This window comes from Streptomyces sp. NPDC060366 (assembly GCF_042725135.1).
Lineage (GTDB): Bacteria > Actinomycetota > Actinomycetes > Streptomycetales > Streptomycetaceae > Streptomyces.
Genome location: NZ_JBHXDC010000029.1, coordinates 41555 through 62490 on the forward strand (window position 1 = coordinate 41555; position 20936 = coordinate 62490).

The window sequence follows — 20936 nt, forward strand, 5'->3', positions numbered from 1 at the left end:
GGGTGTCGTGACAGACGCGGTGTCCAGGTGGGAGGGGCCATGGCGGTACTCACGGGCAAGGCGGCTGTCGTCACCGGGGGCTCGCGGGGGATCGGCCGGGCTGTTGTTCTGCGGCTCGCGCGGGACGGGGCGGATGTGGTCTTCAATTACGCGCGGAGCCGGGACGCCGCGGACGATGTCGTGAGGCAGGCCGGGAAGGCGGGCGGGAACGTCACCGCGGTCCAGCTGGATCTGGCCGGGGCCGGCGCGGCCGAGGAGTTGATGACTACGGCCGGGCATCGGCTCGGCGGCCTGGACATCCTGGTCAACAACGCGGCCGTGCACACCGACGTCGTGCCCCTCGCACAGACGGCCGAGGCCGATTTCGACAGAGTGATGGCCGTGAACGCGAAGTCGGTGTTCCTCACGGTGCGTCACGCGGCGCGGCACATGCGCGACGGCGGGCGGATCGTGAACATCTCCACCCTCAATACGGTCTTCCCCGCACCCGGCAACGCCCCCTACGCGGCCAGCAAGGGCGCCCTCGAACAGCTGACGCTGGTGGCCTCACGTGAGCTGGGCGCACGGGGCATCACGGTCAACGCCGTATCACCCGGCGCCACGGACACCGACCTTCTGAACGCGGCCAACGAGCCCGAGAAGCTGGCGATGGTCATCGGAATGACCTCGCTCGGACGACTCGGCCGGCCCGAGGACGTGGCGGACGTGGTCGCCTTCCTCGCGGGACCCGACGGACGGTGGCTCACGGGCCAGAACATCCGCGCCAACGGAGGCGTCCTCTAGTCAATGAGGTGCTGCGGGCTGACCGCCTTGGTGCAGGTGAGCATCGCGGCGGAGCGAGAACTTCCGCCGCGAGCACTCCGGGCCCCGACCGCGCGCGTTGTTACAGGACGACGCCGCGTTGCTGGAGGGCGGCTGTTTTCAGAAGGGTCACCACAGCGGCGCTGTCGCGGCCGATCGCCACGCTGATCCGCTCCAGCTCCCGCTTCTCCGGAGGATCGCCGGACGCGCGGCCCTCCGACAGGATCGCCACTCGCCGCAGCCCGGCGGCGGCGAATCCGCACACCCCCGCTTCCCCGCCCTGGGTGGCGCCGTCGCTGCGCGGCAGCGTGACGAGGGTGACGTCGGCCTCCGCGATCAGCATGAAGCCGTCGATGGAGAATCCCGTCTGCTGACCGAGCGACCACTCCTCGATGCGGCCCGCCACGGTGTCCTTGATGCCGCGGCCGGTCTGGGCGTCGGCGTCGTCGGCGGTGGGCGGCGCGGTGATGTTCACGTCCAGGAGATGACCGCCGAAGGTGCGGTGGGTGAGGATCTGCCGGGCCTGCACCGGGTTGGTGCCCCGGGCGATCACGACGCTGCCCTGCGCGCGGAGACCGTTGAGAGTCGTGGCCTGGCGCGGCTGCGCGGTGGCCAGCTCGTCGGCGGTGCTGCGGTCCCAGTTCTGCCGGCACCAGTTACGGTCCGCCGCGGTCGTCGTCGCGAACTGAGTGGCCTGCGCGAGGAAGTCGTCGTAGACCTTCCGGACGTCCGGCAGTTCGAACAGCGCCGCGCCGCCGGCCGCGACGGCGGCGGTCGCGCCCAGCACCGCACGCTGGGGTGTGTTGTCCTTCGGCGCCGCTGCGCCCATCGCCTTGTAGACGGCCGATTTCGCGTCGCCGGGCGACCGATGGTCATACGTGATGTCACCGATTTTGAGCACGGTAACCCCTTCTCCCGGGGCCGTCGCGGGCCCCGTGTCCCGCTGCCCCGCTTCCCGTCGCGGGGCGGCAACACCGTCACGGTCCCACCGGAATACGTGCGGACGCCGGTATTCCACCCAAAAACATCGGTATCCGCCTGAACGGAACCGTTGAGGCTCCGTCAGGACGGGGCGAGGACGCAGAACTCGTGGCCCTCCGGGTCGGCGAGACAGGTCCATGGGACGTCGCCCTGGCCGAGATCGAGGTCGGTGGCGCCGAGGGCCCCCAGCCGGGCCACCTCCGCCTCCTTGTCGTCACCGGGGTACGGCAGCAGGTCGAGATGGACGCGGTCCGGCACGGTCTTCGCGCCGGGCGTGCGGAGGAATTCGAGGTACGGGCCGACGCCCCTGGCGGAGCGGAACGACGCTTGATCGTCGGTCACCTCGTGCGGTGTCCAGTCGATCGCCTCGTCCCAGAACCGGGCCATGGCCCGCGGATCCGCGCAGTCGACCACCACCGCGGCGATCGGGCCGGTGTCGCGGTAGATCTCGCGAGGTTCCAGCACACAGAACTCGTTGCCCTCGGGGTCCGCGAGGACCGTCCAGGGGACATCGCCCTGGCCCACGTCGGCGGGCGTCGCACCGAGAGCCCGGAGGCGCGCGATCAACTCCGTCCGATGGGCCGCGGAGGTGGTGGCGAGATCGAGGTGTACGCGGTTCTTCGTCGTCGTCTTGGGTTCCGGGACGGGGACGACGTCGACACAGACGGCGACCGGGTCCGGCCAGACGAGGCCGCCGGCGGGGCCGACGTAGGTGGTCTCGCCGGGGCGGTACGCACTCCAGCCGAGCGCCTCCGCCCAGAACCGGCCGACCACCGCGTCGTCAACAGCCTTGATGTTCACCTGAACAGGTCGCAGTGCCATGCCGGGGATCCTATGCACCGGCTCCGCGGCCGGGTTCCGTGCGCGTACGCCGGTCGTCACGCGAGAGGAGACGGACCGGGGTGACCTCTTGTGTGTGGAGGATGGCGTCGAACCAGTCCGCGAGCGATCCGCCGGAAAGGTGGTAGGCGGCGTTGTCGTCGGGGTCGTAGTCAGGACCGATCAGACGTGTCCTGGTCGGCGTATCGAGCCAGGTCCGTACAGAAGCCGGGCTGTCGGCGTGCAGGTCCAGAAGGTAGGAGTCCAGCCCGGTTCCGCCCAGGATCGCGTCGGCGAACTCCGTCGGCGGTGCCGGGACCGGGTAGGGCGCCATGCCGTGGTGGAACGTCAGGCCGATGGACACGTAACCGGCTCCGAAGTGCTCGCGGAGGTAACTGCCCGCGTTCCGGTGCGTCAGCGGTGGGGAGGAGGGAGAGACGGTCCGCGGATTGCCGTTGGCGGTGTGCGCGATACCACCCCAGTAGACGATCTTGTCCCCGGTGTGTTCGTGCCACCGGATCGTGTCCTCGGCCAGAGTCACCTCGATGCCGGCGAGACCGTCGAGCCGGTGACCCTGGCCCCGGCGAGAGCCGGCCACTCCGGCGAACCGGACCGGGTCATCGGGATGCCGAAGGTTGAAGGAGCGCATCCACCGGATGACATCGAGGATCTCCCCGGTCTGCCAGAAGGACCGGGCCTCGGCCAGCAGCGCCAGTGGATCCCCAGTTCCGCCTCTGATGTACTCGTCGAGCCCGACCCTGGACGCGTCGTCCCCCTCCAGCGCGAGTGAACGGAATCCCAGCTCCTCCACCAGCAACCGGACAACCCTGTGCGAGAGCGTGGACAGCTCGTGGGCCTGACGGGTCGAGGCGCCGACAGCCACGACCTCGGCATCGCGCACGATGTCGACCAGCGGCAGGAGATCGGTCAACGGAGCCTCGGGATCGAGCGTGGTGAGGTGGTGGGCGTGACGCCCGATCCACTGGGGCATCGTCTCGGTCATTGCCAGTGCTCCTTGATGGGCCCGATCGCTTCAGGGACGTGCATCCCTCGCGGCCGACGCCGCACACGCAGCCTCAGACATGAACCACAGTTGAGGTCAAGCCGGCACGTTCGGAGGCACCGATTAGGGGCCGAGCCGCCGACCACTACTGGAATCCCAGGTGATGGGAAAATCGAAATGGGTGTCCGGATAGGGTTCGTCGCTCAGTGTGTAATGCCACCACTCGCAGTCGTACGAGCGGAAACCGGAGGCATCCATGATGGAACGCAGATGTCGACGGTTCGCCGTTTCGACTCGTGTGATCCCCGTCGCGCCATGATGCGAGACCGAATCCATCAGGTCATGGTCACCGCCCATGGGGGCGAGTTCACCGGTGGCCAGGTGATACAGCGTCAGGTCGACGGTGCTGCCGCGACTGTGGCCCGACTTGACGGCCACGTATCCCAGGTCGAACATCTCGGCCCTGTTGATGTTCGGATAGTGCCGTGGCTTCGTCCGGCCGTCCTCCGGCTGTTGTGACCAGTGGAGAAAGCGGTCCACGGCGCGCTGAGGGCGGTAACCGTCCCAGAGCAGCAGGCCGAAGCCGAGGGATTCGGCCTCTCCTCGCGCCACTTCCAGAGCCGCGCACAGAGCCCTCGTGCCCACGACTCGATTGGCCAGATATCCGTCCACCGGTTTTCCGGTGAAGTTGTCCCAGGTGGCGTACTTGGCATCCCAGCGTATTCCGGGTACGAGCTCGTCCACGAAGACGAAATCGTCCCTCATCGACTCTTTCATCGGCTTTTCCCCGTCAACGCCAACGAAACCATCCGGTCGATCACTTCGGCGAGCGGCAGATCCGCGGCTGCCATCATCCTCGGATAGCGGCTGTACGAGGTCAGGCCCGGAAGAGTGTTGACCTCGTTGAGTACTATCTCTCCGTCGTCCTTGAGGAACATGTCCACCCGTGACAGTCCCCTGCACCCCAGGGCGCGGTATACGGCCTTCGCCGTCTCCTGGACGCGCGACCGGGACTCGGGGGGAATATCGGCGGGAACGATCGCTGTCGAGTTCTCGGAACCGCTTTCGGGTTCGGTCTCCTGATGGATTCTGAAGAAGCCGTGCGAGAGGGCGATTCGATCCACCTCGCCCGCCATCGGATCCGGCTCGTTCCCCAGGATGGCGCATCCGATCTCGCTGCCGACGACCGCCTCTTCGATCAGCACCTTCGAGTCGTACCGCCGTGCGGTTTCCACGGCGCTCGCCAGCTCATCCTCTCCGGATACCTTGGTGACGCCGAAAGATGACCCCGAACGGGCCGGCTTCACGAAGACGGGATAGGTCAGCCGGCCGGGATCGACGTTCTCGTCCGCCATCACGGTCCAGAAATCCGGCGTGGCGATTCCCGCGCTTCTGGCGACGGTGTAGGCAAGGGATTTGTCCATGCACAGAGCGGAACTCTGGACGTCGCAGCCCGCGTAGGGGATGCCGGAGAGCTCCAGCAGACCCTGTATCGCACCGTCCTCGCCGAGTCTGCCGTGCAGAACGGGCAGCACGACGTCCAGCCGGACCGTCCCGTATCGCCCCTGCTCCAGAACGAGCAGTCCGTGCACGCCTCTGTCCGGTGACAGCGCGACAGAACGGCAACTGCCGCCGTTCTCCCAGTCCGGGGCAGGGCTGTCACAGAGCTGCCAGGCGCCGTTCTCCGTGATCCCGACATAGAACGGTTCGTACTTCTCGATATCGAGGTGCCGGGCGACCTCCCCCGCGGACTTGACGGAGACGGAGTGCTCTTCGGAGCAGCCGCCGAATATGATTCCGACCTTCAGCCTAGACATGCTGATTCCTGCTTTCGAATTCAAGGCAGTTGGTGATGGAGTTCTCGACCGTGTCGCTCAGGGCGTGGTCCGTGTAGTAGGCGGTGTGCGGACTGATGAGCGCATTCGGCATCTCTTGGAGCCGCAGCAGGGATTTGCTTTCGATGGGCTCGTCCCTGCGGTCGGCGTAGAATATTCCTTCCTCTCCTTCGAGGACATCCAGCGCCGCGCCGCCCAATCTGCCGCTCTCCAACGCCTGAACAAGGGCCTGGGTATCGAGCAGTTGGCCGCGTCCGGTATTGATGACGAACGCGCCGTGCTTCATCCGCTCGATGCGCTGTCGATTGAGGAGATGATGCGTATCCGCGTCGAGCGGTGCGTGGAGCGTGACGATGTCGCTCACCCGCAGCAACTCATCGAGAGGAACGTAAGTGGCAGCTGTCCCGCGCTGTTTGTCATGGGCCAGTGTTCGGCAGCCGAAACCCCGCAGCCTCTCCATGACCGCCGTGCCGATGCGCCCGGTGCCGATGACCCCGACGGTCAGATCGCGCAGCTCTCTCCCGCGTACATCGTTCAACCGGTAGTCGTGCATGTCCGCGCGGCGGACGGTGGATTTCGCGTTCCGGACCGCCATCAGCATCAGCATCAGCGTGTAGTCGGCCACGCTGTCAGGCGAATAGGCGACGTTCTCCACGCGGATGCCGACACCGGCCGCGTACTCCACATCGATGTGGTTGTAGCCGATGCTCCTCGTGGAGACGTACTTCACGCCGGCCCGGCTGAACGCAAGAAGAGTTGAATTCTCGATCCGGGTCCTATGGCCTACGCTGACGCACCGGTTTCTGAAGACCAGTTCCATATTGGCCCCTGATGGCGCCGATTCCGTGATGGTCGGCACGACGCCGAAGCGGGGTGCCAACTCCCGGAACAGAACGGCCTCGTCCTGCCCGCACCCATAGATGGTGATTCCCCTTGGCCGGGCCGGTTCGCTGTAGGTCATACCGCCCAGTGAAGTTGGCGATGTGTTGCCGACGCGTATGCGGTTCCCGATACGCCGACGATATGTCTCTGCCCGGTAACTCGCGAAGCGGCCGACCGGGCCGTTGACTGGCCGCGCTCGTGCAGTTCGGCCCGTGCTCCGGGCCGCCGGATCGGCAGGAGTGCCCGGTCAGCGACCGCACCCACGTCGGCACGCCCGGCTCACCGCCCGCGCCGCTTCATGTAGTGGTCGAACGCCCGGTAGACCATCGGCCGCAGCGGCAGGTCCCACTCGCCCACGTACCTCACCGCCTGGCCACCGGTGCCGGCCTTGAACTGGATCAGGCCGACGTGCGGGTCGTCGGCGTCGAGAGTCGGGGTGATGCCGCGCAGGTCGTAGACGTCGCAGCCGGCCGCCAGCGAGTCGCGGATCATCGCCCACTGGCAGGCGTTGGAGCCCCGCACCTCGCGCTTCTCGGTGGAGGAGGCGCCGTACGCGTACCACGTGTGGGCGCCGACGCGGATCATGATGGCTGCGGCGACCAGGCCTCCCCGGTGGCGGGCCAGATAGAGCCTGATCCGCTCGGGATCCTCGGCGGTCAGCGCCGCGAACATGGTCTCGAAGTAGCGCAGCGGCCGGGGTGTGAAACGGTCGCGCTCGGCGGTGTGGACGTAGAGCTCGTGGAACGCCTTCAGGTCCTCGCCGACCGTGACCTCGACCCCCTCCTTGGCCGCCTTCTTGATGTTGCGGCGCCAGAGCTGGTTCATGTCCCCGAGCAGGTCGTCCTCGGTCCGGCCGGCCAGCGGAATCTCGTACTTGAACTGCGGGTGCCCGACCCCGAAGCCGTCCTCGGGGCTCTGCGGCAGCCAGCCGGCGTCCCTGAGTCCGCCGGTCACACGGGCGCCGACCGGGTCGGCCCACCGGCCGGACATCTCGGTGAGCCGTCGGACGCCCAGGTGGGCGATGCCCTCCTTGACCTGCGCGGCGCTCCAGGTGTCCGTGCGCACCGGCGGCCCGAGCCGGATCGCGAACGCGCCCTGCGCCTTGAGGTGGGCCGCCAGCGGGTCGAGCCAAGCGCCGATCTCGCCGGTCCAGTCGATGACCGGGCCCTCGGGCAGATAGGCGAGCGTGAAGCGATCGAACCTCGGCACCGGGCGGTGCAGGACCAGCCCGGCGCCGACCAGCCGCCGGCCGTCGAACCAACCGAGGGACTCGCTCCGCCACTGGGTCTTGACGCTGCCCCACGCCGGGGTCTGGAGGAAACTGACCGACCGCTGAGCCCGTACGAACGCCAAGTGCTCGGCCGCGCTGATCGGCCCGACGGTCGGACTCCAGCCCGGGGCCCCGGCCCCTCGGTGGTGATGGGCGGCTCGGGCCGGTTCGCGGTAGGACATGCCGCCAGTCAAGGCGGCGTGGTGTTGCCGGCGCGTATGCGGTTTTCGATATGTGGACGATATGCGCGGACTCGTAGCATCGAGGGCATGCGTGTGCTGATCGTCGAGGACGAGCCCTATATGGCAGAAGCCATCCGTGACGGCCTGCGCCTGGAAGCGATCGCGGCCGACATCGCGGGTGACGGCGACATCGCCCTGGAGCTGCTGGGCGTCAACACCTACGACATCGCCGTCCTCGACCGTGACGTCCCCCGGCTCTCCGGTGACGAGATCGCCAAACGCATCGTCGCCTCCGGCAGCGGCATGCCGATCCTGATGCTCACCGCCGCCAACCGGCTCGACGACAAGGAGACCGGGTTCGGGCTCGGCGCCGACGACTACCTCACGAAGCCGTTCGAGCTGCGGGAGCTGGTGCTCCGGCTCCGAGCACTCGACCGCAGACGTGCCCACAGCAGACCCCCCGTGCGAGAGATCGCGGGTCTGCGGCTGGATCCGTTCCGCCGCGAGGTCCACCGGGACGGGCGGTACGTCGCGCTCACCCGGAAACAGTTCGCCGTGCTCGAAGTCCTCGTCGCTGCGGAAGGCGGTGTCGTCAGCGCCGAGGAGATGCTGGAGCGGGCGTGGGACGAGAACGCCGACCCGTTCACCAACGCCGTACGCATCACCGTCTCGGCACTGCGCAAACGCCTCGGCGAACCCTGGATCATCGCCACGGTGGCGGGCGTCGGCTACCGCATCGACACAGTGCCCGGCGCCGGACACGAGGGTGGAGAGCGTGGATAGAGCGCCCGGTCTGAGCGTTCGCCTCAAGCTCACCCTCAGCTACGCGGGGTTCCTGATGGTCGCGGGTGCCTTGCTGCTCGGCGTCGTGTGGCTGTTCCTGCTGCGCTACGTACCCGAGGAGCTCGTCCCCTCGCCCATGGCGATACCCGACCGCTCCGCCCTCGTGGCCGCCTTCGTCCCGAAGGCGGCCCTGGCGCTGGTGTTCCTGCTGATCTTCGGCCTCCTGGGAGGCTGGGTCCTCGCGGGGAGCATGCTCGCGCCCCTGACCCGCATCACCAACGCCACCCGGCTGGCCACGAACGGCTCGCTCTCCCACCGGATCCAGCTGGAAGGCCACGAGGACGAGTTCCGCGAACTCGCCGACGCCTTCGACGTGATGCTCGCGCGGCTCGAGGCGAACGACGCGGAACAGCGGAGATTCGCGGCCAACGCCTCCCACGAACTGCGCACCCCGCTGGCGATCACGCAGACGCTCCTCGACGTGGCCCGCAAGGATCCGGACCGTGACACCGGCGAACTCGTCGACCGCCTGCACTTCGTCAACACCCGGGCGATCGAGCTCACCGAAGCGATGCTCCTGCTCAGCCGCGCCAACCAGCGCTCCTTCACCCGGGAACTCGTCGACCTGTCCCTCGCGGCGGAGGAGGCCACGGAGACGCTCCTCCCCCTCGCGGAGAAGCACGGCGTCACCATCGAGACCTCCGGCGACATGGCCGGCACCGTCGGCTCGCACGCGCTCCTGCTCCAGATGACCACGAACCTCGTGCACAACGCGATCGTCCACAACCTGTCGGAGCAGGGCACCGTGTGGGTCACGACGAGCCTGCGCCCCGAAGCCGTGGTGCTCACCGTCGAGAACACCGGCGCGAAGCTCACCCCGCGGTTGGTCTCCACACTCACCGAACCCTTTCAGCGCGGTGGCGAGCGCGTACGCACCGACCACGCCGGAGTCGGCCTCGGTCTGGCGATCGTCAAGAGCATCACCCACGCACACGGCGGAATCCTCACCCTCACCCCGCGCCCCGCCGGCGGACTCCGCATCACCGTGGAGCTGCCCGCGACGGCCTTGCACACCGACAGATCCCGGCTCGGACGCCACTGAACCGAGGACTCGGCCCGGCCGCGGGGCCGTGTCGCCCGGCGGTCCGATACGCGTTCGGGCCCGGCGGCTGCATAAGGTGTCTCCCGTGCCTGGCGAGACTGACCTGCGACGACTTCTGATCGACATGCGGCCGGAGCTGAATCCGGGGCGCTTCGTGTTCACCACGGTGGCCGACGGCATTCCCCCCGGGGTCTCGCCGATCGTCACGGTGGCCGAGCGCGAGGGCCTGACCATGGTGCTGAGCCAGGAGGACGCCGAGGCCGCCGGACTGGGGTACGACTACGTGGCCGGCTGGCTGGTACTCCGGGTGAACTCCGCTCTGGACGCGGTCGGTCTGACCGCCGCCGTGGCCCACGAACTCGCCGGGGCCGGAGTCAGCTGCAACGTGGTGGCCGGGTTCCACCACGACCACCTCTTCGTGCCGTACGAGGTGGCGGACCGTGCCATGGCCCTGCTCGAAGGGCTCTCCCGTAGATCAGCGGCCGGCCGCTCGTAGTAACATAAGTGGTTTTTCCGGGAGGGGATTTCGGGGCGCTCGGGACGAGAAGCCGGGCCGTTTCCGGGTGTTCCGGGTGCGTTCCCTTCCCGCCGTCGGGAGAGGACTCAACGAATGACAACTTCTGCGCACAACATCGAAACCATCGGGGTGGTGGGGGCGCGCACCAACAACCTTCGCGATGTCACCGTGAACATTCCCAAGGGGCAAGTGGTCGCCTTCACCGGGGTCAGCGGCAGCGGCAAGACCTCCTTAGCGATCGACACCATTCACAGCGAGGCACAACTCCGCTATCTGGAGGGGCTGTCGCCGTTCATCCGGCAGTACATCACTCAGCGTAACCGCCCCAAGGTGGACCGCGTACTCGGCCTCGGCGCCACCCTCGCAGTCGATCAGCGCAGGCTCAACCGCAACCCCCGGTCCACCGTCGCCACCATCACCGGAATCGACGGCCACCTCGGACTGCTGTACTCCCGGCTGCCGGGCGTCGGCCCGGACGCGGTTCCCGGTGACGGCCACCTCACCACGGCCCACTTCGACCGGCACACCCCGGAGGGAAGCTGCTCCGACTGCCACGGCGTCGGTGGCCGCTGGCAGGCCCGGGAAGAACTGATCATCACCCACCCGGAGTTGCCCCTCTTCGAAGGAGCCTCGCCCTGGTACGCGAAGTGGCGGTCCGGGGAACACGCCTTCATTCCCGCCCTGGCGGAGAAGCGCGGCGTGGACCTCGCGCGGCCCTGGGAGTCGCTGCCCGAGGCCTTCCGGCACAACGTGCTGTACGGCACGGGTGACGAGAAGATCGAGGCCACCGTCGACATGCCGAACAAGAACGAGACGTCCTCCTGGACGTACACCTCCAGCGAGCCGCTGCGCGGAGCGCTCGCCGAGGTGGAACGGGTCTTCGCCAACGCCGCGACGCCCAGCGCCAAGGAGCGCTATCTGCCGTACATGCGCAAGATGCCCTGCACCACCTGCGGCGGCACCGGCTACGACGACATCGCCCGGTCGGTACGGCTCGGCGGGCTCGCCTACCCCGAGCTGCTGGAGGTCGACGTCCGCGAGGTACGCGCCTGGGGGGACCGGGTCACCGAAGGACTCGGCACCGGACAGCGCGTGGTGGGCGAGCCACTGCTCCAGGACCTGTCCCGCCGACTCCGGGTGCTGGACCGGCTGGGCCTGGCCCATCTCCAACTGTCCCGCGGCGCGGCCACCCTGTCCGGCGGCGAACTCCAGCGCACCCGGCTCGCGGCCCAACTCAGCACCGAACTCAGCGACATCATTTTCGTCCTGGACGAACCGGGCACCGGCCTCCACCCGGCGGACAAGGCGCATCTGCTCGACATCGCGCTGGAACTGCGGGCCGCAGGGAACACCGTGCTGCTGGTCGAGCACGACCCCGAACTGATCGCCCGCGCCGACTGGGTGATCGACATGGGACCGGGCGCCGGGCGGCTCGGCGGCGAGGTGCTCGTCTCCGGCACACCCGCGGACGTCGCCGCGCATCCCCGCTCGCTGACCGGTCACTACCTCGCGGGGAAGGGGCCGCGACTGCGCCGTGCCCGCCGGCCGGTCGGGGACCGCACCGGCTGGGTGGAGCTGCACGGGCTGTCCGCGCACAACGTGACCGCGGACCTGGTCCGTTTCCCCAAGGGCCGGCTGACCTGTCTGACCGGGGTCAGCGGCAGCGGCAAGAGCAGCCTGCTCGGCGCGCTCGGTGCCGGGATGGAGGCGGCCCTGAACGGAACGGCGGCCGACACCGTCCGCCGGGTCACCGGAGGCGAGGACTTCAGCTGGGTCGCCGTGGTCGACCAGGAGCCGATCGGCCGGACCCCCCGGTCCAACCCCGCCACGTACAGCAAGGCCTTCGACATCGTCCGCAAGCTGTTCGCGGAGACGGACGAGGCGCGCAAGCGCGGCATCAAGTCCTCCTGGTTCTCCTTCAACACGGCGAACGGCGGACGCTGCGAGACCTGCACCGGGTACGGCCGCAAGCTGGTGAACATGCACTTCCTGCCGGACGTGTGGGTGGTCTGCGACGCCTGCGAGGGCCGCCGTTACACACCGGAGGCCCTGGAGATCACCTACGAGGGGCTGACCATCCACGGGGTGCTGGATCTGACCGTCGCCGAAGCCGTCGAACGCCTCACGGAACAGCGGCAGTTGGCGGAGACGCTGGAGGCCCTGGACCGGGTCGGCCTCGGCTATCTGCAACTCGGCCAGAACGCCACGGAACTCTCCGGCGGCGAGGCGCAGCGGCTGAAGCTGGCCTCGGCGATCCAGCGTGGCGCGGCCGGCCGCAAGGCCGGACTGGTCGTACTCGACGAACCCGTCTCCGGCCTGCACCCCTCCGACATCCAGCGCATGGTGGACGCCTTCGACCTGCTGCTGGACTCGGGCAACACCGTGGTCGTCGCCGAGCACGACATCCCCGTCGCCGCCTCCGCGGACTGGGTGATCGACCTGGGGCCGGGCGCGGGCCCGGACGGCGGGGCGGTGGTCGCGGCGGGCACCCCGGAGGAGGTCGCCGGCGCCGACACCCCGACCGCGGGTTTCTTCCGACGGTACGCGGCGGGGCTGCCGCTGCTGGGGGAGCCCGGCGACCGATCAGGTAACTGACCTTCGACGCCGGGCAGTTGAAGCCCCGCGTCCGGCCGCGGTCGCACGCGGTCAGGCGCGGGGCGAGGTCAGCTCCAGAACGGTGATGTCCGGCTCGGCGCCCAGCCGGACCGGCGGCCCCCAGAAGCCGGTGCCGCGGGTCACGTAGAGCAGGGTGTCGCCGTGCCGGCTCAGCCCCGCCACGTTCGGCTCACTCAGGCCCATGAGGTGGTTGAAGGGCCACAGTTGGCCGCCGTGGGTGTGACCGGACAACTGGAGGTCCACCCCGTACCGGGCGGCCTCCTCGACCTGCGCCGGCTGGTGGGCGAGGAGTACGACGGCCCGGTCCCGGTCGCGTCCGCCGAGCGCGGCCTCGTAGTCCGGGCCGTCGCCCTGCTCGGCGCCGCTCTCGTCCTCGACCCCGGCCAGGTCGAAGCCGGGCAGGGCGAGCCGTTCGTTGCGCAGTGTGCGCAGCCCGAGCCCCCGCACGAACCGGACCCACTGGGCGGCGCCCGAGTAGAACTCGTGGTTGCCGGTGACGAAGAACGCGCCGTGGGTGGCCCGGAGGTCCGCCAGAGGTTCGGCGGCCCGTCCCTGGTCGGCCACGTCGGCGTCCTCCACCAGATCGCCGACGAGGGCCACCAGGTCCGGTTCGGTGCCGTTGAGGAGGTCCACCAACTGCCTGGTGCGGTCCCGGCCCACCAGCACGTTCAGATGGATGTCGCTGATCAGGGCGATCCGGAAGCCGTGGGCCGCCGGATCGAGCCGGGCGAGCGGCACGGTGAGGTGCTTGATACGGGGAGGGCCGAGCGCGGTGTACGCGCCGTAGCCCACGGCGGCGGTGGCGGCGGCCCCGGAGGCCAGCGCGACGGCCCGGCCGACGAACAGCCGTCGTGAGGGGTGGAGAGGGGCGGCGGACGCGGGCTCCGGCTCGGGAGAATCCGTGGCGGACGCGGGCTCCGGGGAGCCCGTACCGGACACGGAGTCCGTACGGGGCGTTGCGGGCACGGTAACCGCGGCGGTGACCCGGCGCCGTTCCACCCGTAGCAGCAGCAGGCGCGGTACCTCACCGACCAGCAGCGCCAGGGCCAGGTAGAGGATCCCCGCCATCCACACGAAGCCGGGCCAGCCGACAGCCGTGGCCAGCGGCGCGGGGAGCGCCCGCTCGCCGGGTGGCGCGGCCACCAGCAGCAGGCCGAGCACCACGATCAGAACGGTGCCGCCCCGGCGCCACGCGGAACCGGGAGTGGTGGTGTCGCGGACCATGCGCCGCCACACGTAGTAGTGGACGCCGGCCAGGAGTGGCAGGACGAGTGCGACGAACAGCGCGGAGGACACCGGCCCCCCGCTCAGCGGGCGATCGGTTGCGGCTCACCGCACCAGTGACGCAGCGCCCTGGTCAGCCCCCGGCCGGGGTCGGCGCCCGCCCAGGCCACGTATCCGTCGGGCCGGATCAGCACATGCGCGGGCCACCTGGCGCCGAGGGGTTCGGCGAGCACACCCGTACGCAGCCGGGCCTCCCAGCCGGCGGCGGCGGGCGGACAGCCGTCCGTGCCCGTCAGCACGAAACCGCCGCCCCTGAACAATTCGTGCAGCCGCTCCGGGCCGCCGGGAGCCGCCACGAGGGGCCGGTCGGGCACCCGCAGGCCCGTCCACCGGTCACGTCCCGCCGCCGGATAGCGCAGTGTCAGCCCCGACAGGTGCAGCACGTTCAGCCGGTGGACCGGCTTGATCCGCATCGACCACATCGCGGCCTTGCGCAGCAGCCGGGCGGGGAGGCTGTCCGAGGTCTCGAAGCGGAAGGACAGGTCGGTCTTGCGCAGCGTCTCCGCCGCGATCGGGTAGCGCTCCGCCTCGTAGGTGTCGAGCAGGCTCTCCGGCGCCCACCCGTCGAGCACCGCCCGCAGTTTCCAGCCCAGGTTGAACGCGTCCTGGATACCGGTCTGGAGGCCCTGTCCGCCGGAGGGGATGTGGGTGTGCGCGGCGTCCCCGGCGAGCAGCACCCGGCCGACCCGGTACCGCTTGGCGTGCCGCTGCGAGCTGCGGAACCGCGACAGCCACAGCGGGTCGGTGATGCCGATGTCCAGGCCCAGGATGGCGGCGCAGCTCTCGCTGAGATCCTCCAGGGTCAGCGGCTCGTCGGCGGGGACGGTGAACTTCTCCCGGTCCAGGACGATGACCCGGTAGGTGCCGTCCCGGAACGGGAACAGGGCCGCCATGCCGCGCCGGTTGATCCTGGCGTACTCGGCCGGTCCCGGCGGACTGCTCAGCCGGGCGTCCGCCATCATCAATGACTGGTCGTAGTTCCAGCCGTCGAACTTCACCCCGAGGACGTCGCGGACGGTGCTGTTCACCCCGTCACAGCCGACGACGTACTGCGCCCTGACGGTGGTCGGACCCTCCGGGCCGGTCAGTTCGACCACGACCCCGTCGTCGTCCTGCGACAGCCCGGTCATCTCGGTTCCGGGCAGCAGCACCGCGCCCGCCTTCTCGGCGGCTATCTGGAGCGCGTCCTCGGTCTTCGACTGCGGGATGGACAGGCTGAACGGGAAGCCGGTGTCGAGCAGTCCGTAGTCCAGATAGCCGTCCTCGTTGCCGAGCGGGGGGTGCGGGCACTCCAGGCCCCAGGCCAGCACGTCGTCGACCCGGCCCCGCATGTCGAGGAGTTCCAGGGTGCGGGGTTCGACCGTGCAGGCCCGGGACAGCCGGGCGCGCTGGGTGCGTTTGTCCACCACCTGGCAGGAGACGCCGAACCCGGCCAGTTCCGCAGCGAGCGAGAGCCCGGCGGGGCCGCCGCCGACGATGAGCACCTGTGGGGACGGCGGCATCTGCGAACTCCTTCGGATCGGCTGGTCCCGCCGCACGGGGAGGTGCGGGGCGCGCGCAGGGCCAAGGCAAGGGCATGGGGCGGCCGGACGTCCGGCGCGGAGCCGCTCCCCGCCGGACGCCAGCCAGTTAAAAGGGCGGTCCGTGGCGGGCGCAACCACGGTGAGAACGAGCTGAGAGGCGCCGGAGAGCGGCGGTCCACCGATGAGAGCGGTTCGAGAACCAGGTTGAGAACGGGGGGCCTTAGCGTGGCGGCCGATCAGGTGGTGTCCATGCAGTCCAGCCCGCAGGGGGACGTCCCGCGATGACCGCGCATCCGCCGGAACCACTTCGCGCACCGGCCGCCCCGGAACCACCGGCCGTTTTGAATCCACCGGCCGGCCCGGAGCCCGAGGACCTGGAATCCCTGCTGACCATCCGGCACTTCGAGAACCTGCTGCTGCGGATGTTCGCCGAGGGCAGGCTCAACGGCACCACGCACACCTGTCTGGGGCAGGAGTACGTGCCGGTGTCACTGGCCCCGCTGCTGTCGGGCGACCACGTGCTCAGCAATCACCGCGGCCACGGCCACTACCTCGCCCTGTTCCGTGATCCCGCCGGACTGCTCGCGGAGATCATGGGCCGGGCCGGCGCGGTGTGTTCGGGCGTCGGCGGCAGCCAGCACATCCGCCGCCAGAACTACCTCTCCACCGGGGTGCAGGGCCAGAGTCTGCCGCTTGCCGTCGGTATCGGTATGCGCTGCAAGCGCGTCAAGTCCGGCCGGATCGCCGCCGCGTTCGTCGGTGACGGCACCTGGGGCGAGGGAGCGGTGTACGAGGCGCTCAACATGGCCGCGCTGTGGCGGGCGCCGGTCCTGGTGGTCGTCGAACACAACGGGGTCGCCCAGTCCACCCCGACGCACCTCCAGATGGCCGGTTCGATCGCGGACCGGGCCGCCGCCTTCGGCATCGACTTCCTGGAGATAACGGGCCATCAGGTGCCGGAGATCCGGGAGCGGCTGGCCCCCGTGATCCGCCGGGTCCGTGAGGAACACCGTCCGGCCGTCGTGCAGTTCACCACCCGCCGGCTGGGTCCGCACAGCAAGGGCGACGACACCCGCGCACAGGCGGAGGTGGACCGCCTCTGGGCCGAGGACTGGCACCGGGAGCTGACCGACCGGCTGGGCGAGCCGTTCCGGGAACTCGACGCGCGGATTCGCGCTGACCTGGAACAGCTGGCCCGGGAGGTGGAGGCACGGCCGCCCGCCGCGTGGACGGGGTCCGGTCTCCCGGACACGAGGATGGAGTAACCATGGCCCAACCGACCGAGCCGACCGAATCATCCGAATCGACCGAACTGACGGGCCTGGTGGCCGATGTGCTCCAGCTGGCCCCCGCCGAGGTGACCGACGACACCGGGCCCGCCACTTCGGCAGCCTGGACCAGCCTGCGGCACGTCCAGATCGTCGCCCGTGTCGAACAGACCTACGGCGTGAAGCTCACCTCCCGTGAGGTACGCGGCTGCCGGACCGTCGGCGCCCTGCGTGGAGTCCTGGCCCAGAAGCGGGAGGCGCCGTGACCGCGCGCCCCGCGCCCAGGGTGGTGGAGGCGCTCAACGGCGCCCTGCACCGGCTGTTCGACGAACGGCCCTCGCTGCACCTGCTCGGAGAGGACGTACTCGACCCGTACGGCGGCGCTTTCAAGGTGACCCGCGGCCTGTCCACCCGGCACCCGGACCGGGTGCTCGGCACCCCGATCAGCGAGGCGGGCATCACCGGCGTAGCGGGCGGTCTCGCCCTCGCGGGTGACCAGGCGGTCGTGGAGATGATGTTCGGCGACTTCGCAGCGCTCGCCTTCGACCAGGTGCTCAACCTGATCTCCAAGTCGGTGACCATGTACGGGGAACGGGTGCCGATGCCGGTCGTGGTGCGCTGTCCGGTGGGCGGCAACCGCGGCTACGGCCCCACCCACAGCCAGAGCGTGCAGAAACACTTCCTCGGCATTCCCAACCTGGCGCTGTACGAGACGAGCCCGTTCCACGACCCGTACGCGCAGCTGGCCGAGGCCCTCGACCACGGGCCCGCGATGCTCTTCGAGGACAAGGTCCTCTACACCCGGCGGGTGTTCCGCGACGGGGTGGTGGACGAGGACCACGGATACACACTGCTCGGCGGGCCGACCGGCTGGGCGCACGTCACCCCTCTGGACGCCGCCCCCGCCGACGTGGTGCTGATGTGCCCCGGCGGGACCGCGCACCGGGCCCTCGACGCCGCCCGGCTGCTACGGCGCCAGGGGCTGACCACGCACGTACTGGTCCCGGCCCGGCTGTACCCGCCCGACCTGGAGCCGGTGCTGCCGTTGCTGGCGGGCGCCCGGCTGGTCGCGGTGGCGGAGGAGAGCACCGCGGGCGGCACCTGGGGCGCCGAGATGGCCGCGCAGGTGCACGGGCGGATCTGGGCGGAACTGCGCGCGCCCGTACTGCTGTTGTCGTCGGCCGATTCGGTGGTGCCGACCGCTCCGCACCTGGAGGCGGGGGTACTGCTGGGGGCCGAGCGGATCGCCGAGGAGATCGAGACGGCCGCGGCCCGCTCCCTGCCGCCCCGCGCGCCGGCCGTACCCGCGCAGGCCACCGGGCCCCTGGCGAACACCGGGCCCCTGGCCACTACCGTCCCCACGGCACCCGCCCCCGACGTCACCGAGCCGGAGGGCGTCGAGACCGTCGCCGGGGTGCCGGTCGGTGTGCCCAAACTCAACAACAACGACACCACCTATCTGGTGCTCCAGTGGCTCGTCGAGGACGGCGCACAGGTAGCCGAGGGCGACCCGCTGGTCGAGGTGGAGACCTCCAAGGCGGTCGAGGAGATCGTCGCCCCGGCCGCCGGGCATCTGCGGGTACGCGCTGCCGAGGGCACCGAGATCGGTGTCGGGAAGCTCCTCGCCGAGCTGTTCGCCGAACCGCCCACGGCCCCGCCCGACACTTCGTCGACCGCCCCGCCGGGGGCCCCGACTGTGGCCGCGGCCGTACCGCCGCCCGCCGCCCCGCCAGGACCCGCTCCCCGTACCCATGTGCTCGACCGGGCCCAACAGGGCACCGCCGCCGTCGTCACACGCGCGCACCAGGAGGTGCCCGCCGCCTTCGCCGCGGTCGAGGTCGAGGTGGACGCGGTGCTGGCCCGGCTGCGGACACTCTCCGACGAGACCGGCGCCGAGGTCGGGCTGCCGGAGGCGGTGGTGAAGGCCGTGGCCGCCACGCACCCCGCGTTTCCGCATCTGTTCGGCGCCCTGGTGGACGAACGGACCGTACGGCTGGCCGACACCGTGGACATCGGCGTCACCGTGGACGCCGGGAACGGCCTCTACACCCCCGTGCTGCGGGACTGCGCCGCCCGTTCCCTCGCCGACCTCTCCGACGACCTCATGGAGTTCCGGATGAAGGCGTTCCGCGGTGAGTTCACCGCGGGCGACCTGTCCGGCGGCTCCCTGACCGTCTCCCTGAACGTGGAGCCCGGCGTACTGGTCGTCCAGCCGATCGTCATGTGGCCGCAGTTGTGCATGGTCTCGGTCGGCGGCCCGCTCACCCGCCTCGTCCTCGCCGACGGGGTGCCCGCCCCCGCCACCGTGGTCACCCTCGGACTCGCCTACGACCACCGGGTGGTCAACGGCCGGGAAGCGGTCGCGTTCCTGCGCGCCGTCGCGGACGCCCTCCACGACCCGGAACAGCTCGTCAAACTCATCGACTGACCGTGAGGAGTTCCAGTGGCGTACGGGTTGAGCGCCTTCGGCGTGGCCCTGGGCGAAGAGGCCGCCGTCAAGGACGTGGTGGCCGAGTACACCGAGGACGTGGAGCGCGTCCTCGGATACGGCTACGAGTACATCCACCGGGCCCCGCCCGACGTGAGCGTCACCGATCTCGCCGTCGAAGCGGGCCGGCGGGCCCTGGAGTCGGTGAACCCGCGCGAGGTGGACCTGCTCGTACTCGCCCTGACCGACCTCGCCGACCATCTGTACTGGGACGCGGCGGCCCGGGTCCAGTGGGCCCTCGGGCTGAGCCACGCCGAGGCGGTGCTCGTCGACCAGGGCTGCGTGGGCGGAGTCACCGCGTTCGACACCGTCGCAGGCCGGTTCGCCACCCATCCCGGCTACGGCACGGCGCTGGTCATCGGCGCCAACCGGACCGTCGAGGCGTACTGGAACCGGCTGGACACCCACTCACTGCTGTTCTCGGACGGGGCGGCCGCGGCCGTCGCCGTACGCGACGCGCCCACACTGCGCTGGCGGTCCTCCTACGCCGAGACGGACGGCCGGTACGCCGACTTCTTCCGGATGGACGTCGGCGGCGCGCGGCAGCCCTTCGTGCCCGGCACCGAGACGCCCGCCGTACGGGACGCCTGGGACGTGGTCGACCAGTTCGACCACGACGCCGAACGGCTGGCCGCCTACGCCGAGGAGATCGACGAGCGCACCGCCCGCGCCGTGCACCGGGCCTGCCGTCAGGCCGACTGCGCCGAGGAGGGACTGGCCCGGCTGCTCCTGCTCAACGACAACGCGCGGGTACTGGCGACGCAGGCCGAACTGGTCGGGGTGCCGCTGGAGCGGACCAACGCCCGACTGGCGGCCCTGCACGGGCACTTCGGCGCCGCCGACCACCTCTTCTCCCTGGCCCGGATGGCGGAGGCCGGGGAACTGGCGCCCGGGGACCTCGTGGCCCTCGCGGCCAACGGCCGGGGCATGCACTGGGCGTGCACGGTCCTCCAGTGCTGATCGCGCCGCCGGCCCGCACCTCAGCGGTCCGGGGAGTCCCCTCCCGCCACCGAACAGATCGGAGTAAAACGATATGAGTCGTCACCCCGCCCGGCGCGCCCTGATGGCTGCCGCGCTGGTCTGCGCCGGCCTGGGGCTGGTGTCCTGCTCGACCGATCCCGACACGGCCGTGCAGTCCTCCGACTCCGCCGACACCCCCACCTGCAAGCTGCTCCGCCCGGTGTCCGTCGAGTTCGACCTCGGGCAGCCCGCGGTGAGCCAGATGTCCGAGGAAGGCTGCACCGCCCACAGCCACGAGTTCGGCACCCTCACCGTGACCCCGAGGGACCGGCCGCTCGAAGCGGCGGCGACCGGGCAGGGCAAACGGAGCACGATGCGGTTCGGCGACCACGACGCCGTGATGCTGATGGGTTCCCTGAACGGGGTCTGCAAGATCTTCCTGGACACGGGGGAGAAGAACAGCCTGGAAATGCGGCTCGGCCGGACCACGGCGATGACCCCGCAGGTGTGCGACTCACTGAAGAAGGCGGCGGCGAAGGTCGCGTCCGAGCTCCCCGCCCCGGCCGGCGCCGGCAGCTGACCCGCTCGAAGCCCGCTGTGCCGGAGCCCGGCCGCCGAACGG

Annotated in this window: 19 protein-coding genes; 10 read left to right on the forward strand and 9 right to left on the reverse strand. The window is 70.2% G+C overall.

Features of this window, described 5'->3' with window-relative positions; genetic code table 11:
• Positions 1 to 39: 39 nt before the first annotated feature.
• The gene (locus ACFWHU_RS36445; protein WP_387230436.1) at positions 40 to 783 is read left to right on the forward strand and encodes an SDR family oxidoreductase; all 744 of its coding nucleotides are present in this window, start codon (positions 40 to 42) and stop codon (positions 781 to 783) included.
• A 100-nt stretch (positions 784 to 883) separates the two neighbouring features.
• Here the strand turns inward: ACFWHU_RS36445 and ACFWHU_RS36450 are convergent, their stop codons facing one another.
• The 7 genes from ACFWHU_RS36450 to ACFWHU_RS36480 form a co-directional block, all read right to left on the reverse strand.
• Positions 884 to 1702 (reverse strand): hypothetical protein, encoded by an 819-nt coding sequence (locus ACFWHU_RS36450; RefSeq protein WP_385802920.1) that lies wholly within the window; start codon positions 1700 to 1702, stop codon positions 884 to 886.
• 161 nt (positions 1703 to 1863) lie between these two features.
• Positions 1864 to 2604, reverse strand: a complete 741-nt coding sequence (locus ACFWHU_RS36455; RefSeq protein ID WP_387230438.1) for a VOC family protein — start codon at positions 2602 to 2604, stop codon at positions 1864 to 1866.
• A gap of 10 nt (positions 2605 to 2614) precedes the next feature.
• Entirely contained in the window at positions 2615 to 3604 is a 990-nt protein-coding gene (locus ACFWHU_RS36460) for an erythromycin esterase family protein (protein ID WP_387230440.1), read from the reverse strand.
• A gap of 123 nt (positions 3605 to 3727) precedes the next feature.
• Positions 3728 to 4369, reverse strand: a complete 642-nt coding sequence (gene vanX / locus ACFWHU_RS36465; protein ID WP_387230465.1) for a D-Ala-D-Ala dipeptidase VanX — start codon at positions 4367 to 4369, stop codon at positions 3728 to 3730.
• Positions 4370 to 4377: 8 nt separating this feature from the next.
• Positions 4378 to 5421, reverse strand: a complete 1044-nt coding sequence (gene vanA-Sc, locus ACFWHU_RS36470; protein ID WP_387230467.1) for a D-alanine--(R)-lactate ligase VanA-Sc — start codon at positions 5419 to 5421, stop codon at positions 4378 to 4380.
• Positions 5414 to 6400 carry a D-isomer specific 2-hydroxyacid dehydrogenase family protein gene (locus ACFWHU_RS36475; protein WP_387230442.1) on the reverse strand — a complete coding sequence of 329 codons (987 nt, stop codon included), beginning with the start codon at positions 6398 to 6400 and terminating at the stop codon, positions 5414 to 5416. Before ACFWHU_RS36475 ends, vanA-Sc begins: the two co-directional genes overlap by 8 nt.
• Before the next feature lie 200 nt (positions 6401 to 6600).
• Positions 6601 to 7773 carry a lipid II:glycine glycyltransferase FemX gene (locus ACFWHU_RS36480; RefSeq protein WP_387230444.1) on the reverse strand — a complete coding sequence of 391 codons (1173 nt, stop codon included), beginning with the start codon at positions 7771 to 7773 and terminating at the stop codon, positions 6601 to 6603.
• Between the two features lie 87 nt (positions 7774 to 7860).
• Here ACFWHU_RS36480 and ACFWHU_RS36485 point away from each other — a divergent pair, with 87 nt between their 5' ends.
• From ACFWHU_RS36485 to ACFWHU_RS36500, 4 genes are all read left to right on the forward strand, one after another.
• Positions 7861 to 8556, forward strand: a complete 696-nt coding sequence (locus ACFWHU_RS36485) for a response regulator transcription factor (RefSeq protein WP_387230446.1) — start codon at positions 7861 to 7863, stop codon at positions 8554 to 8556.
• Positions 8549 to 9658, forward strand: a complete 1110-nt coding sequence (locus tag ACFWHU_RS36490) for a sensor histidine kinase (protein WP_387230447.1) — start codon at positions 8549 to 8551, stop codon at positions 9656 to 9658. The genes ACFWHU_RS36485 and ACFWHU_RS36490 overlap by 8 nt, the downstream gene beginning before the upstream one ends.
• Before the next feature lie 85 nt (positions 9659 to 9743).
• Positions 9744 to 10154: an ACT domain-containing protein gene (locus ACFWHU_RS36495; protein WP_387230449.1), complete on the forward strand. Its 411-nt coding sequence runs from the start codon at positions 9744 to 9746 to the stop codon at positions 10152 to 10154.
• Positions 10155 to 10268: 114 nt separating this feature from the next.
• Complete coding sequence (locus tag ACFWHU_RS36500; protein WP_385802903.1) at positions 10269 to 12770, forward strand: excinuclease ABC subunit UvrA; 2502 nt, start codon at positions 10269 to 10271, stop codon at positions 12768 to 12770.
• 51 nt (positions 12771 to 12821) lie between these two features.
• Here ACFWHU_RS36500 and ACFWHU_RS36505 read toward each other — a convergent pair whose 3' ends face one another.
• Positions 12822 to 14087, reverse strand: coding sequence for a metallophosphoesterase (locus ACFWHU_RS36505; protein WP_387230451.1), 1266 nt, complete (start codon positions 14085 to 14087; stop codon positions 12822 to 12824).
• Between the two features lie 11 nt (positions 14088 to 14098).
• Complete coding sequence (locus ACFWHU_RS36510; protein WP_385802899.1) at positions 14099 to 15577, reverse strand: FAD-dependent monooxygenase; 1479 nt, start codon at positions 15575 to 15577, stop codon at positions 14099 to 14101.
• A gap of 302 nt (positions 15578 to 15879) precedes the next feature.
• On the opposite strand from ACFWHU_RS36510, the gene ACFWHU_RS36515 reads away from it, so the two are divergent.
• The 5 genes from ACFWHU_RS36515 (at position 15880) to ACFWHU_RS36535 (ending at position 20894) form a co-directional block, all read left to right on the forward strand.
• Positions 15880 to 16863 (forward strand): thiamine pyrophosphate-dependent dehydrogenase E1 component subunit alpha, encoded by a 984-nt coding sequence (locus ACFWHU_RS36515; RefSeq protein ID WP_387230454.1) that lies wholly within the window; start codon positions 15880 to 15882, stop codon positions 16861 to 16863.
• A gap of 2 nt (positions 16864 to 16865) precedes the next feature.
• A complete protein-coding gene (locus ACFWHU_RS36520; RefSeq protein ID WP_385802895.1) occupies positions 16866 to 17132 on the forward strand; it encodes an acyl carrier protein in 267 nt (88 codons plus the stop codon).
• The gene (locus tag ACFWHU_RS36525) at positions 17129 to 19294 is read left to right on the forward strand and encodes a 2-oxo acid dehydrogenase subunit E2 (RefSeq protein ID WP_387230456.1); all 2166 of its coding nucleotides are present in this window, start codon (positions 17129 to 17131) and stop codon (positions 19292 to 19294) included. The genes ACFWHU_RS36520 and ACFWHU_RS36525 overlap by 4 nt, the downstream gene beginning before the upstream one ends.
• 15 nt (positions 19295 to 19309) lie before the next feature.
• Positions 19310 to 20314: a 3-oxoacyl-ACP synthase III family protein gene (locus ACFWHU_RS36530; protein WP_387230458.1), complete on the forward strand. Its 1005-nt coding sequence runs from the start codon at positions 19310 to 19312 to the stop codon at positions 20312 to 20314.
• A 73-nt stretch (positions 20315 to 20387) separates the two neighbouring features.
• Complete coding sequence (locus ACFWHU_RS36535) at positions 20388 to 20894, forward strand: hypothetical protein (protein ID WP_387230460.1); 507 nt, start codon at positions 20388 to 20390, stop codon at positions 20892 to 20894.
• Positions 20895 to 20936 lie beyond the last annotated feature (42 nt).